This window comes from Streptococcus acidominimus (assembly GCF_001921825.1).
In the GTDB taxonomy this organism is placed as follows: domain Bacteria; phylum Bacillota; class Bacilli; order Lactobacillales; family Streptococcaceae; genus Streptococcus; species Streptococcus acidominimus.
Genome location: NZ_MSJL01000052.1, coordinates 1 through 14,428 on the forward strand (window position 1 = coordinate 1; position 14,428 = coordinate 14,428).

At 43.8% G+C, this 14,428-nt stretch carries 10 protein-coding genes and 1 pseudogene; 10 read left to right on the forward strand and 1 reads right to left on the reverse strand.

Annotated elements, in window-relative coordinates:
- The first annotated feature begins 195 nt into the window (after nt 1-195).
- The 4 genes from BU200_RS09060 to BU200_RS09075 all read left to right on the forward strand — a co-directional run bounded on the left by BU200_RS09060 (nt 196) and on the right by BU200_RS09075 (nt 4,907).
- Entirely contained in the window at nt 196-492 is a 297-nt protein-coding gene (locus tag BU200_RS09060; RefSeq protein ID WP_075099842.1) for a DUF1905 domain-containing protein, read from the forward strand.
- Nucleotides 493-914: 422 nt separating this feature from the next.
- The gene (locus BU200_RS09065; RefSeq protein ID WP_075099843.1) at nt 915-1,985 is read left to right on the forward strand and encodes an aspartate-semialdehyde dehydrogenase; all 1,071 of its coding nucleotides are present in this window, start codon (nt 915-917) and stop codon (nt 1,983-1,985) included.
- Nucleotides 1,986-2,018: 33 nt separating this feature from the next.
- Nucleotides 2,019-2,900 (forward strand): 4-hydroxy-tetrahydrodipicolinate synthase, encoded by an 882-nt coding sequence (gene dapA / locus BU200_RS09070; RefSeq protein ID WP_075099844.1) that lies wholly within the window; start codon nt 2,019-2,021, stop codon nt 2,898-2,900.
- A gap of 168 nt (nt 2,901-3,068) precedes the next feature.
- Nucleotides 3,069-4,907, forward strand: a complete 1,839-nt coding sequence (locus tag BU200_RS09075) for a glycerophosphoryl diester phosphodiesterase membrane domain-containing protein (protein WP_075099845.1) — start codon at nt 3,069-3,071, stop codon at nt 4,905-4,907.
- Between the two features lie 100 nt (nt 4,908-5,007).
- On the opposite strand, the gene BU200_RS09080 is transcribed toward BU200_RS09075, so the two are convergent.
- Nucleotides 5,008-5,532 (reverse strand): GNAT family N-acetyltransferase, encoded by a 525-nt coding sequence (locus tag BU200_RS09080; RefSeq protein ID WP_075099846.1) that lies wholly within the window; start codon nt 5,530-5,532, stop codon nt 5,008-5,010.
- 192 nt (nt 5,533-5,724) lie between these two features.
- On the opposite strand from BU200_RS09080, the gene BU200_RS09085 reads away from it, so the two are divergent.
- The 6 genes and pseudogenes from BU200_RS09085 to BU200_RS11005 form a co-directional block, all read left to right on the forward strand.
- Entirely contained in the window at nt 5,725-7,065 is a 1,341-nt protein-coding gene (locus tag BU200_RS09085; RefSeq protein WP_075099847.1) for an FAD-dependent oxidoreductase, read from the forward strand.
- The gene (locus BU200_RS09090; RefSeq protein WP_075099848.1) at nt 7,055-8,527 is read left to right on the forward strand and encodes an AcpB/EbpR/MafR family transcriptional regulator; all 1,473 of its coding nucleotides are present in this window, start codon (nt 7,055-7,057) and stop codon (nt 8,525-8,527) included. Before BU200_RS09085 ends, BU200_RS09090 begins: the two co-directional genes overlap by 11 nt.
- A 1,358-nt stretch (nt 8,528-9,885) precedes the next feature.
- Nucleotides 9,886-11,400: a glycerol kinase GlpK gene (gene glpK / locus BU200_RS09095; protein WP_075099849.1), complete on the forward strand. Its 1,515-nt coding sequence runs from the start codon at nt 9,886-9,888 to the stop codon at nt 11,398-11,400.
- Between the two features lie 15 nt (nt 11,401-11,415).
- Nucleotides 11,416-13,248 (forward strand): type 1 glycerol-3-phosphate oxidase, encoded by a 1,833-nt coding sequence (gene glpO, locus BU200_RS09100; RefSeq protein ID WP_075099850.1) that lies wholly within the window; start codon nt 11,416-11,418, stop codon nt 13,246-13,248.
- Between the two features lie 63 nt (nt 13,249-13,311).
- Nucleotides 13,312-14,019, forward strand: a complete 708-nt coding sequence (locus BU200_RS09105; RefSeq protein ID WP_075099851.1) for an MIP/aquaporin family protein — start codon at nt 13,312-13,314, stop codon at nt 14,017-14,019.
- Between the two features lie 234 nt (nt 14,020-14,253).
- Nucleotides 14,254-14,428: pseudogene (locus tag BU200_RS11005) on the forward strand (IS5/IS1182 family transposase); the annotation flags it as partial.

The window sequence follows — 14,428 nt, forward strand, 5'->3', positions numbered from 1 at the left end:
GAAAGATATTCCAATCCATAACGGCATCCAAACGTTCTAAGGGATTGCCTTTCTCTGATAGTTTTGACAAGATTTTTTCATCGTCTGTGAATAAATGCATGACAGCTCTCCTCATTACTTTTTATTCTATTATCTCATTTTGGGGAAATTTAGGAAGTTTTTAGAGGTCCCCTTATAGAGGAGTATAAGAAAAGAATGAACAAAGAATATAGATTTCAAGCCGAGATTCACCCTGTCTTAGACAAGGGGGGAGCCTATATCATATTTCCCTACAATCTTCGAAAGGAATTTGGCAGGGGGCGTCTCAAGGTTCAAGCTCTATTTGATGGCGAGCTCTACGACGGGTCAATAGTAAACATGGGTGTCAAGGACGAAGATGGTGCTATTTGCTATCTTATCGGGATTCCGAAGAAGATCCGCCAGAAAATTGGGAAAGAAGCAGGAGATAGGGTGGAGGTGGTGATCCGCCCCCGAGAGGAAAAGAAGCCATAAAAAGAGAAATCTGACGAAGTTAGAGGGGAGTTAGCGATCAAGATTCTATTTTTTGAGTGTGTGCCTTAGAAGTATAGTATCGGTTTAGAGGTAAGAGAGTAGATCTTGCGCCCAATGTGAATCGTAAGCCGGAAGGTATAGCTTGCATCACTGGGGAAATATGCTATAATAGGACTATGCGATGAGCCGAATGTGGCAGTAGCCACTTTCACGCTAGGGAGGTCAAAACGCAGGAGCGGATCTTGATAAGTTGTGTGAACCTGCTTATCACACGAAAGTGCCCTTAGACCAAGAAACATCTTGGTCTTTTTTGCTATTATTTCTGAAGCTTTTTTGTCTGAATCTCTTTTCATTTGCTGAAAAAAAGTGTATAATAGCAAGCATATAAAAATTTTTAGAAAATTCGAAAAAAGAGGTATGTTATGGGATATACAGTAGCTGTTGTTGGTGCAACTGGTGCCGTTGGGGCACAGATGATTCAGATGTTGGAAGAGTCAATCCTGCCGATTGACAAGGTTCGGTTTTTAGCCTCTGCTCGTTCAGCAGGTAAGGTCTTACAATTCAAAGGGCAGGATGTGACGATTGAAGAAACGACAGAGCATGCCTTTGAGGGTGTCGATATTGCCCTTTTCTCAGCAGGTGGATCGACATCTGCTAAATATGCTCCTCATGCTGTCAAGGCGGGAGCCGTTGTGGTTGATAACACTTCTTATTTCCGTCAGCATCCTGATGTGCCACTTGTCGTACCCGAGGTCAATGCGCATGCGCTAGATGCCCACAAAGGAATTATTGCCTGTCCAAACTGTTCCACCATCCAGATGATGGTAGCCTTAGAGCCAGTCCGTCAAAAATGGGGCTTGGATCGAATTATTGTATCGACCTATCAGGCCGTTTCTGGAGCAGGTATGGGGGCGATTCTGGAAACCCAAGCGCAACTGCGTGCAGTCTTAAATGACGGAGTAGCACCAAAAGATGTAGAAGCAAGGATCTTACCGTCTGGTGGAGACAAAAAACATTACCCGATTGGCTTTAACGCGCTACCTCAAATTGATGTCTTTACCGACAATGATTATACCTATGAAGAGATGAAGATGACCAAGGAAACCAAGAAAATTATGGAGGACGAGAGTATCGCTGTTTCTGCAACCTGTGTCCGTATTCCAGTCTTGTCCGCTCATTCAGAATCTGTCTATATTGAAACCAAAGAAATAGCACCGATTGACGAAGTCAAGGCGGCTATTGCAGCCTTTCCAGGAGCAGTCTTGGAAGATGATGTGGCGCATCAAGTGTATCCGCAAGCTATCAATGCAGTAGGCAAGCGCGAAACCTTTGTCGGCCGTATCCGTAAAGACTTGGATGCTGAAAAAGGAATCCACATGTGGGTTGTATCTGACAATCTCTTGAAAGGAGCAGCTTGGAATTCTGTTCAAATCGCTGAAACACTGCATGAACGCGGTTTGGTTCGACCAGCCCAAGAACTTGTTTTTGAATAAAGCTCAACAACAACATCACTTAGGAGGAAAGCAATGTCATTAGAAGATTTGAAAAAAGCGCGCATTATCACGGCGCTTGTTACGCCTTTTCATGAGGACGGAAGTATCAACTTTCAAGCATTGCCTAAGTTGATTGAATACCTACTTGCCCATCATACAGAAGGTTTGATCTTAGCAGGGACAACAGGAGAAAGTCCAACTCTAACCCACGAGGAAGAATTAGAACTCTTTGCAGAAGTTCAACGTATTGTGGCAGGGCGTGTGCCTCTAATCGCAGGGATTGGAACCAATGATACACGGGATTCGGTTGCATTTGCGCGTGAAGTAGCAGCCTTTGGTGGATTTGTAGCTGGACTTGCAGTAACCCCTTACTATAACAAGCCAAGTCAAGAAGGGCTGTATCAGCATTATAAGGCGATTGCGGATGCTAGCAGCCTCCCGATTATGGTCTATAATGTACCAGGGCGTACGGTGGCAGGTCTAACAGTGGAAACCTCGCTCCGCTTAGCCCAACATCCAAATATCATTGCGATTAAGGATTGTACAGGGCTAGCCACCATCTCTCACTTGGTAGAAAATGCTCCTGAAGATTTTCTGGTCTATACTGGTGAAGATGGCGAGGCTTTCCATGCCAAAGCCTTAGGTGCCCAAGGTGTCATTAGTGTAGCTGCTCATACCAATGGTGATGATTTCTATGCGATGTTTGCAGCTTTGGACAAGGGACATGTAGCCGAGGCAGCAGCTATTCACCGCGCATTATTGCCAAAAGTGGATGCTCTCTTTTCAACGACAAGTCCTGCACCTCTAAAAGCAATCCTTAATCACCAAGGATTTGAAGTAGGGTCACTGCGCCTGCCACTGGTTGCTTGTACAGAAGAAGAAGCACAAGCGATCATCACGGTCATGGAGAAATAGAAAAACTCTAAAAAGAGTACATTCCATTACGAACTATCAAGCTGGAGTAACCTATGACAGTTAGGATACAGCGCGAAGAGTACACAAAAGTGTGCCTGTGATGGAAACAGCGAGCTATGAAACCAGCTTCATGCTTTGCTAAAGAAGAAAAATATTAAGGAAATAGTCATGGCTCACACCCCCTATAAAGCGTCGGAGACTCTTGCCTATAAAGGAAAAGTGATTTGGCTCTTTATCAAGTATCAATTATTAACCAAGAGTATACTAGCGCTCATCATTTACCCAATCTATTTTGCGCTGGTTACTACTTTGTTGCACCAGTCTGGTCGTACCGTGATCTCAAGTGGCGACTTCATCAGGTTTTTACTTAGTTTCAATGGCTTTGGACTGATGATTGCGACCATGATTTTGCTGATGATGTTGGTTGCCCTAGATATCAATAGCTTTATTTTGATTAGCGCCTTGATTGAAGAGGGCAAGGTTGAAATGACAGTGCGACACATATTACGGGTTGCGGTCACCTCTCTTAAAGAGTTTCTAACTTTCTCTGGCTTAGCAATGATGATTTATATTGCCTTGATTTTTCCAATTATTGGTCTAGGCATTACGGTATCACCCATGCAGCAGTTTCAGATTCCCAATTTTATTACATCAGTCATCTATGCAAATCCGCTTTACTTGACCTGTTATAGCCTTTCCTTGCTGGTCTTTACCTATATCAGTTATCGCTTTATTTTTGTTTTTCACTATATCTTAATTCAGGGGAAGAAGGTTAGGGAAGCCTTAAAGAGTTCAGCCGCTCTTACTAAAACACATGGTAGACGATTTTTGAAGGATTTAGTTGTAGCTAGCATTAAAAAAATCATACTACCCTATTTGCCATTAGCAATAGCAGTCGGACTCCTGTGCCTTATCTTACTCCAATTGGTAGACAATCCTCATGGTGTGAGATTTTTACTGATGTTCACCCTGCTTTCTCTCACCCAGATCACAACCTTTGTGGCATTTATCGTGACACCGCTGCTCATTTCTATCATTACACATCTATTTTACCTCTATAATGAGGAGAGGGGAAATGAGGTCAAACTCACAAGGAATCTAAAAGCCAGCGCTTGGCTAGATGGAGTGAAGCATAGGATTAAATTGCGGAATAAGGTCACCATTACGCTTGCAGTTCTCTTAGTCCTTGTATTTAACCTACTTATATCTGCTTTTTTAACTTACTATTTCGAAGAAATTTTTAATCAGAAACATCCAATTGAAGTGATTGCTCACCGTGCTGGTGGCAATCTAGGTGCTGAAAATACCCTTCAGGGGATTGCAGAAGCGACCAAACAGGATGTTTCGTGGACAGAAATTGACGTTCAGCGCACCAAAGATGGCTTCTACATTTTGAACCATGATGCTGATTTTAAAAGGGTTGCGGGAGATCCACGAACCTCTTCTGAAATGACCTTGAAAGAGAGCAAAGGCTTAAAAGTCAACAATGAGTTTGATCCAAGTCAGCCTGCTCAACCCGTCCCAACCATTGAGGAAGTCCTTGATGTGGCTAGGGGAAAAATAGGGCTTTTTATAGAGTTAAAAGGCAAGACAGCTGATAAGAAAATGGTTGATGATATGGTCGCCCTTATTAAGGCAGAAAAAATGGAGAAAGAAGCTGTCTTGCTGTCTCTTGACTACGAGATAATAGAGTATATCGAAGCGACCTATCCAGAAATTCAGTCGGGCTATCTCTATTATTTTGCCCTTGGACAAATTGAGGATCTAAAAGGAGACTACCTCATTATGGAAGAAAGGGAAGCAAAGCCAGAGAAAGTCGCCTTGCTGAAAGCCAAGGGGAAGAAAGTTGTTGTTTGGACTGTTAATACGGATGAATCCATTCGGATTTTTGTCAATTCTGATGTCGATGGTATCATCACAGATGACGTCTTGGCAGTGAAAGAAGGTCTGAAAACTAGGGATGAACGAAGTGATTTGGAGCTCATCATTGATAGCATTTTCGGATAACATTCTCTAGCGGAGTAAATTTTTATGAGAAAAATAAGGATAAGGGGCGCTATTTGAATAGTGCCCCTTATCCTTTTAAAGTGTCTGTCTATGTCTCCCCTCAAGAAGTTCTTTTCCCCTGATTCTGTCTATACATGATGTGGAAGCGGGGTTCTGATCCCTCAAATTGGAACTCCTCTTGGATAAGCTGGTAATCAAGTTTTGCATAGAGGGCAATAGCAGGAGTATTGGTGCTTCTAACGCTTAGCAAAAGATAGTCATACTCGGTTGTTGCTAAATAGCTCATCAGCTGATAGCCAATACCTTTTTCTCGATAGTCTTTAGCAACGCATAGCTCATTTAACTCAAAGGAGTGGTGATACCAGTCAATCCCTTTTGGAAGAATCTTGTTGACTTGCTTTGCCCACCAATTTTCTTTCCTAAAATCAAAGCCAAACAGAAAGCCTGCAAGCTGCCCCTCACATTCTACTGTTATTATCAAGGGAGACAGATTTAATGATAGACTGGATTCAATCCTCCTTTTCAAGGAGTGCGGCTTTTGAAGTTCATGACGATATATTTCATCATATAGCCCAGAGACCTGATCGATGATGTCGTAGATTTCATCCCTTTTATATACTTTCATTTATCCACCTCCTAAAAGTCAGCTACTGCTGTGAACCTAGCTTGAGCCTAGCTTGAGTAAAGACGACTTCAGTTACTGCCTAGTATATCATTTTCAAGACTAGAAAGAAAACGAAATGAAATAGAGGTTAAAATCCCGCTTGTAACCCCTTACAATTTTTGTGGTATAATAGGAAAAAACGGAGGAAATACTATGAAAATTATCATTGTGGGCGCTTCATTTGCAGGGATGAGTGCTGCCTTGGAGTGTGACCAAATGTATCCTAAAGCACAGATTGTCTTGGTCGACAAGGAAAAAGAGGTCGGCTTTTTTCCAAATGTCCTCAACTGGCAATTAAAGGGCGAATTAAGACATATTGAAGAAGCACGTAGTGACTTGTGGCGTCAAGTTCAGCAGACGACGATTGATGTGCGGCTAGAGACCAAGCTGGTTCAAGTAGATCCTGACAACCAGTTGCTCACCTTTGAAAAGGGTGAAGACGTCATCAAAGAAGCCTATGATGTTCTGATTTTAGCTATGGGTGCCAAGCAAGTTTGGAAGGTTGAAGATGAAAAACTCCAAAGTCGGCTCTTGTCCTCCAAGTATTTTTCAGATGCCCAAGAAAGCCAGAAAAAGCTTGAAGAAGCCCAGTCCGTTATGATTATCGGTGGGGGACAGATCGGCTTAGAAAGTGCCGAAGCCCTTAGCCGAATGCCCCTTTCTCTCCGCATTTTTGAAGCAGAAACGTCTCACTTGGCTAAATATGTAGACGCAGATATGATGGCGGGGATTGAAACGGAGTTGAAAAAGCGCAAAATTGACCTACACACGGCGGAAGTGGTGGAGAATATCAGCCTGTCGTCAAGGGGGGATAAGGTCAAGGTGGATACCCTAAAAGGTAGTTATGAAGCGGACTATCTGCTAGTTGCGACCAACTTTCAGCCTAATACAGATATGGTGCGGGAAATTCTAGACTGCAATCCCGACCAGACGATTATCGTTGACGACTATCTAGAAACCAGTCAACCCCATATCTTTGCGATTGGAGACCTTATCCAACTTCCCTTTGCCTTTTTTGGTAGGGCCTACCTCCCACTCATCAATCATGCCATGTTGACAGGGAGGCTGGTAGCCCATAATTTAGTCAGAAAACAACGACCTTTACAGGAGGTGCAACGAATCGTTTCCAGTCACCTTTTCGGTTACAATATCACAAGCGTTGGTCTAACGGAGCGCCAAGCGCAGCTTTGGACAGATGTTGATACCGTTGTTCTACAAGCCCCTTTCAGCCAGTGGGAAATAGAGGAATTAACCTTTAAATTGATTGTCCAACGATCAGATGGTCGCCTACTGGGTGGTCAGTTGATTTCTACCTCCCGCCATATTCATCAGATGAATACCTTGGCACTCGCCATTTCAAATGGGATGACGGCTCAAGACATGGTGGAGCAAAGCTGGCTCTGTTTACCTCGATATACCAGTCTTGTTCCCATTGTGACAGAGGCTTGCCAGCTCTATCTTCACCGCCAAGAGGAGAATACCCATGAGAATTGAAGATCTTTTGGAAAAACGAGAGCGGGCGATCTATCTTCTGGTAGAGCGTCTAAGAGATAGTCGCTCCAGTCTTTCCTTAAAGGGATTAAGTCAGGAACTCGCACTATCCCGTACCACCTTGATTCGCTATATTGAATCATTTGATGAGCAAGTGCGACAAGCCAATCTGGGGTTATCATTTCAGGTAAGAGAAGAAGAAGTAAGCTATGAGAGGAAAGATAGCCTCTTACGGGCGGACTGGATTGCTTATTTATGTCAGTTTAGTACCAAGTACCAAATTCTGCTCTATCTTTTTGATAGGGAAGAATTTGCCATTCAAGCTTTGGCGCAACATCTGCTGATAAGTGAGGCCAGTCTCAATCGGCAATTGGCTGCCCTCAATCTCCTCTTGCAGGATTTTCAGATTAGCATACGCAATGGTCGTTTTAAGGGAAGTGAGTTGCAGATCCGCTATTTCTATTACCAGCTCTTTCTCCAAACAAAGACCCTATCTCGTGTCAGAACATGTCCCCATTTCCGCCAGATCGCCTCCTATCTCCCGCTTTTTGAACGTTTTTTTGATACCAAGTTTAATCCCCGTCAAGCTCTCCAGCTATCTCTTTGGCTCGGTATTTCCCAGCGACGCATGAGAGGGCAGGATGTGGATTTTAGCGACTTGATCCAGTTGATGAAGTCTTACATACAACAGAAATGGTATCAAGAATTACGCTCCTTTGCCCTAACCCTTTCTCAATACCAACCCTCTATCGTTCGCGAGGGGGAGGTGATGAGCCTATTTGCCTTTTTGGTCAGTCAATCCATTTTAGCACCGCAGAAGGTTGAGCGCATCTTAGCCTTTGGTGGCCCGATTCGAGAAGCGACCACCTGGTGTTACCAGACCATTCGGGAGGAGTTAGGCCATCAGTTACCCATCCACGAGCAGATTCTCTACTATCTCAACCAGCTCCTAGGAAGCGTCTACTTTTTTAAGGGAAGTCTGGAGGCGCCTGTTCCTCATGGAAATCAGTGTCAACTGACAAGTGCCCGTTCGTTATTATCAACGGTTTTAGAAAAAATTTACCAGCCTCAATCTCCCAGTCTTGTGTTTCAATACGAGGAGGAAGTGACTAATTTGGCAGGATTGTTTGATTACCTTAGTCAGGTTCAGCCAGTAGTGGTGCGAATCGGTTTTATCTCCTGCTTGTCCCCCATTATTGCTGATCCGATTTTATATCAACTACAACGAGAGTTTGAGCGCAAGCACGCTGTTGTTATCGAACCCTTTTCAGCCTCTAGCGACTATGACCTACTAATATCAGACGAACCTGAGCTCGTAGACGTGCCTTCTTATTCCTTTTATAGAAGATTGTCTGCCAGTGACTTATTAGCATTGAAAAAAACAATTGCCCAGCTTCAAGAACAAAAGGAAAAACAAACCCACCGCTTCCTCAAAGCCAGCATCTTTTCGATAGAAAGAAGATGAAAACAGGTGTGGCTACCTTTAGGTATAAACATTCCTAGCTCTAAAGGTATAGTATACCTTTAGAGGCGGGAAATAGAAGTTTGTGGAGCAAACTCTCTTTAGTCTCTACGTCATGTTTCCTATTTTTCGGTCGCTTTTTTAACGTCCTTGTATCTTGTGTAATTGAGTTCAGCCTAAAACCTCGGAAAAAAGAGACGCAGGTGTTCTAGCTTTAGCTAGTTACAGCTGTGGCTCCCTTTAGGGATAAATACTCCTAGAAGCAGAGACTTCTGCGTCGTATTTCCTATTTTTCGTTCGGTTTTCGACGGCTTCACATCTTGATGTAATTGAACTCGGGCTAAAAGCTCGGAAAAAAGAGACGCAGGTGTTCTAGCTTTAGCTAGTTACAGCTGTGGCTCCCTTTAGGGATAAATACTCCTAGCTCTAAAGGTATAGCATACCTTTAAAGGCGGAAGATAGAAGTTTGCGAAGCAAACTCTCACTAGCTTCTTCGTCGTATTTCCTATTTTCGGTCGCTTTTTTAATGGCTTCATATTTTATAATTGAACACGGACTAAGAGCTGTGTAAAAAAGATAGATTTCCTCGTGTTTATGGAACACATCGTCAATCTCCTATTTTTACTTTGCTCTTTACGTCCTCTGTATCTTATTTGAGCTACAACTCGCTGACAAAGCGTAGTCAGAAAGTTGAGTAAATCTAGATACATCACAGTAGGCATCTGATTGTCGCTAACACGCCAATCTAGTTGCCCTTGTGGGGGTCTCACGACGAAGCTAAAGCTTCTGTTCGGCCTCCTATTTTGTCTAGGAGTTGCTTCCCCAGTCTAAGGATAGACTGTGGAAGGTTGGAGATAGAACGAGTGCAACTCGTGTCAAACGCCCTTGCATCTTGTGTAACTGAACTCGAGCTACAACTCGCTGACAAAAAGATCAATCTCATTGGGTGCAAGACACCCTGCTTCAATTGCCTATTTTGTCTAGGAGTTGTTTAACGCTCTCGTATCTTGTGTAACTGAACTCGGGCTACGAGCTGTGCAAAAAAGATAGTTTTTCCTAGAACTTGTGGTTCTTCGTCAAAACTCCTATTTTTGCTTTGCTCGCTTAACGCCCTTGCATCTTGTGTAACTGAACTCGAGCTACAACTCGCTGACAAAAAGATCAATCTCATTGGGTGCAAGACACCCTGCTTCGATTGCCTATTTTGTCTAGGAGTTGTTTAACGCTCTCGTATCTTGTTATTCCTATCAGAAATTTTTTAGAAATAATATTTTTTGATAGGGGCTAGTGGAAAAAATAGGGTACAATAGGGATAACTAGAAAACGGAAGCGTTTTCAAAAATACATACTGGAGGTTTTCCATGACAAAAGAAAAGTACATTATGGCGATTGACCAAGGCACGACAAGCTCACGTGCGATCATCTTTAATAAAAAAGGTGAGAAGGTCGGCAGTTATCAAAAGGAATTTCCGCAAATTTTTCCAAAGCCAGGCTGGGTAGAGCATAATGCCAATCAGATTTGGAACTCGGTTCAATCTGTCATTGCAGGAGCCTTTATCGAAAGTGGGATTAACCCTTCGCAAATCGAGGGGATCGGTATCACCAACCAACGTGAAACAACAGTTGTCTGGGATAAAGAGACAGGTCTGCCGATCTACAACGCTATCGTCTGGCAATCTCGTCAGACAGCCCACCTTGCAGACCAGTTGAAACACGACGGCTATTCAGACATGATCCATAAAAAGACAGGTTTGGTCATTGATGCCTACTTCTCTGCAACCAAGGTACGCTGGATTTTGGATCAGGTTCCTGGCGCGCAAGAAAGAGCAGAAAAAGGAGAAATTCTTTTCGGTACCATTGATACTTGGCTTGTCTGGAAATTAACCAATGGCCGTTGCCATGTAACGGATTATTCCAATGCAGCCCGAACCATGCTTTACAACATCAAAGAACTCAAGTGGGATGATGAGATTCTTGAACTCTTGAACATTCCAAAAGCTATGTTGCCAGAGGTCAAGTCTAATTCAGAGATTTATGGCAAGACTGCACCATTTCATTTTTACGGTGCAGAGGTACCGATTTCAGGGATGGCAGGAGACCAGCAGGCAGCCTTGTTCGGACAATTGGCATTTGAGCCTGGTATGGTGAAAAATACCTATGGAACAGGTTCTTTCATTGTCATGAATACCGGTGAAGAAATGCAGTTGTCTGAAAATAGTCTCTTGACAACAATCGGCTACGGTATCAATGGCAAGGTTTACTATGCCCTTGAGGGATCTGTCTTTATTGCAGGTAGTGCGGTTCAATGGTTGCGTGACGGTATGCGCATGGTCAATGAATCTCCTGAATCGGAAGAACTAGCCCGCAAGTCCACCAGCAATGACGAAGTCTATGTGGTACCAGCTTTCACAGGTCTTGGTGCACCGTATTGGAATTCAGAAGCACGCGGATCCGTCTTTGGATTGACACGTGGAACGACCAAGGAAGACTTTGTTAAAGCAACCCTTCAATCAATTGCTTACCAAGTGCGGGATGTCATTGATGTGATGCAGATTGATTCCGGCATGCCAATCTCTGTCTTGAAAGTAGATGGTGGTGCAGCTATGAACAGCCTCCTCATGCAGTTCCAAGCAGATATTTTAGGCATTGAAATTGCAAGAGCGAAAAATCTAGAAACAACAGCCCTCGGAGCAGCTTTCCTTGCAGGATTGGCAGTTGGCTTCTGGAAAGACCTAGAGGAATTGAAGACCTTGAATGCCGTTGGTCAATCTTTCCAACCAGCAATGAATAATGCCCGCAAGGAACAATTATACAAGGGTTGGAAAAAAGCTGTCGCAGCAACACAATTATTTGCAGAACTAGATGAAGAAGAATAGAAAAGAGAGTATCAAATGGAGTTTTCAAAAGAAACAAGACGACTGGCTATTGAAAAAATACAGGATCGACAGCTGGATTTGCTGATTATCGGAGGCGGGATTACCGGTGCAGGCGTGGCTCTTCAAGCAGCAGCGAGCGGAATGGAAACAGCCTTGATTGAAATGCAAGACTTTGCAGAAGGAACCAGTAGCCGTTCTACAAAATTGGTCCACGGTGGTTTGCGCTACTTGAAACAATTTGATGTCGAAGTCGTATCAGACACGGTTTCAGAGCGTGCGGTGGTACAACAAATTGCACCCCACATTCCAAAACCAGACCCAATGCTCCTCCCAGTCTATGACGAAGAGGGATCTACTTTCAGCATGTTCCGCCTAAAAGTGGCTATGGATTTGTATGACCTCTTGGCAGGTGTGAACAATACAGACTTGGCAAATAAGGTGTTGACCAAGGAAGAAGTCCTAGAGCGTGAACCACACTTGAAGCAGGAAGGTCTTGTCGGTGGTGGTGTCTACCTTGACTTCCGTAATAATGATGCCCGTCTCGTCATTGAAAATATCAAGCGGGCAGCCAAAGACGGTGCCCTGATTGCGAGCCGTGTCAAAGCAGAGCGCTTTATCAAGGATGACAATGGTAAGATTGTAGGAATTGTCGCGCGTAACCTCTTGACAGACAGCACCTTTGAGATCCGTGCTCGACTTGTGATCAATACCACAGGACCGTGGAGTGATGAGGTGCGTAATCTCGGCGGTGAGGGCAGTGGACTATTGCAAATGCGTCCAACAAAAGGTGTCCATTTAGTGGTAGACAGCTCACGTCTTTCAGTACCACAACCGACTTACTTTGATACCGGTCATGCAGACGGACGAATGGTCTTTGTCTTACCGCGTGAAAACAAGACCTATTTCGGAACGACAGATACAGATTACACAGGCGATTTAGCAAATCCAATGGTGACCCAAGAAGATGTTGATTACTTGCTAGATATTGTCAATAATCGTTTCCCTGATGCAAACTTGACCCTCGACGATATTGAGAGCGGCTGGGCAGGTCTGCGTCCGCTACTATCTGGAAATGGTGCCTCTGACTACAACGGTGGAAACAATGGTAAATTGAGTGATGATAGCTTCAATACCCTTATCGATACCGTCAAAGCCTATCTCAACAATGAAAAAACACGCGATGATGTGGAACATGACTTAACCCATCTTGAAGGAAGTGTATCTGAAAAGACCTTAGATCCATCCGCTGTTTCCCGTGGTTCTGCTCTCGACCGTGACGACAATGGCTTGTTGACCCTTGCCGGAGGAAAAATTACCGACTTCCGCAAGATGGCAGAAGGCGCGCTTGAAAAAGTAGCAGAAATCCTTGATGCAGAGCATGGTCGCAAATTTAGACTCATCAATTCCAAAACCTATCCCGTATCAGGTGGAGAATTGAACCCAGCCAATGTAGCAGAAGAAATCGAGCATTTGGCACAATTGGGTGTCAAGAAAGGCTTGCACTATGATGATGCGCTCTACCTTGCCAATTTGTATGGTTCAAATGCACCAAAAGTCTTTGCACTGAACCACAAAGTAGAAGCAGTCAGCGCTTTGAACCAACGTGATTTGCTCTCGCTTCATTATGCACTGAAAGAAGAAATGACCTTGACAGCGGTAGACTATCTCCTACGCCGCACCAACTATATGCTCTTTATGCGCGAGCAACTAGACAGCGTTAGTGATGATGTCTTGCGTGAAATGGCAGCCTACTACGATTGGTCTGAAGAAGAAGTAGCAGTACAACGCGCACTCTTAGATGAAGCTCTCGTCAAGAATGACTTGGCTTACTTAAAAGCAGCAAACTAGGAAAGCTGAAGAGTATACAAGAAGAAATACTCAACGAAAACCAAATGATAAAAAGGAGTTTATATGACAAAAGAATTATTAGGTGAAGTAATCGGAACTGCCCTGCTCATCCTATTGGGGAATGGGGTTGTGGCAGGTGTAGTCCTTGATAAAAGTAAGAGCAAGGATGCTGGCTGGATTGTCATTACAATCGGTTGGGGGCTTGCTGTTGCAATGGCAGCTTTTGTAAGTGGTATCTTAGGTCCAGCTCATTTGAATCCTGCTGTATCGATCGCTATGGCTTATGCCGGCAATCTTCCTTGGGCGTCTGTCCTCCCTTATATCGGTGCTCAATTCGTCGGCGCCTTTATCGGAAGTCTCCTTGTTTACTTGATGTATAAAGACCACTATGATGCGACAGAAGATACTGGTGCTGTTCTAGCAACTTTCTCAACAGGTCCTGCTATCCGCAACACTGTGACAAATACCATCAGTGAAGCAATCGGTACATTTGTCCTTGTTCTTGCCCTATTAGCACTTGGCAACTATGACATGCCTGTCGGTCTTGGTACCTTGACAGTCGGTGCCTTGATTGTCTCTCTCGGAGTTTCTCTCGGAGGTCCAACAGGTTATGCCTTAAATCCTGCGCGTGACCTTGGACCGCGGATCATGCATGCTATTCTCCCTTTGAAGCACAAAGGCGATTCTGATTGGGGCTATGCCCTTGTCCCAGTCCTAGGCCCGATCATTGGAGGCTTACTAGCAGCTATCTTCTATGGCATGGTCTTCTAAGAATAGAAAAAGGAATGTGAACAACAAGATCTGTTCATAATGAGCTAGTTATCCCCATACTAGCTACTCAAAATACTCATCATTTTTCAGCCTTCCCCTGTATTCGGACAGGGGGAGGTTTTTCTGATTGCTCCCCAGAAATAGCTAGAAAAAATAATTTAAGGGGACCTCTAAAAACTTCCTAAATTTCCCCAAAATGAGATAATAGAATAAAAAGTAATGAGGAGAGCTGTCATGCATTTATTCACAGACGATGAAAAAATCTTGTCAAAACTATCAGAAAAAGGCAATCCCTTAGAACGTTTGGATGCCGTTATGGATTGGAATATCTTTCTTCCTTTGTTGTCAGAGTTATTCAGTCGTAAAGATAAAGTCATCAGTCGTGGCGGTCGTCCTCACCTAGACTATC

Coding starts and splice junctions, on each gene's coding strand:
- BU200_RS09060 (WP_075099842.1), top strand. CDS start 196: ATGAACAAAGAATATAGATTTCAAGCCGAGATTCACCCTGTCTTAGAC.
- BU200_RS09065 (WP_075099843.1), top strand. CDS start 915: ATGGGATATACAGTAGCTGTTGTTGGTGCAACTGGTGCCGTTGGGGCA.
- dapA (WP_075099844.1), top strand. CDS start 2,019: ATGTCATTAGAAGATTTGAAAAAAGCGCGCATTATCACGGCGCTTGTT.
- BU200_RS09075 (WP_075099845.1), top strand. CDS start 3,069: ATGGCTCACACCCCCTATAAAGCGTCGGAGACTCTTGCCTATAAAGGA.
- BU200_RS09080 (WP_075099846.1), bottom strand. CDS start 5,532: ATGAAAGTATATAAAAGGGATGAAATCTACGACATCATCGATCAGGTC.
- BU200_RS09085 (WP_075099847.1), top strand. CDS start 5,725: ATGAAAATTATCATTGTGGGCGCTTCATTTGCAGGGATGAGTGCTGCC.
- BU200_RS09090 (WP_075099848.1), top strand. CDS start 7,055: ATGAGAATTGAAGATCTTTTGGAAAAACGAGAGCGGGCGATCTATCTT.
- glpK (WP_075099849.1), top strand. CDS start 9,886: ATGACAAAAGAAAAGTACATTATGGCGATTGACCAAGGCACGACAAGC.
- glpO (WP_075099850.1), top strand. CDS start 11,416: ATGGAGTTTTCAAAAGAAACAAGACGACTGGCTATTGAAAAAATACAG.
- BU200_RS09105 (WP_075099851.1), top strand. CDS start 13,312: ATGACAAAAGAATTATTAGGTGAAGTAATCGGAACTGCCCTGCTCATC.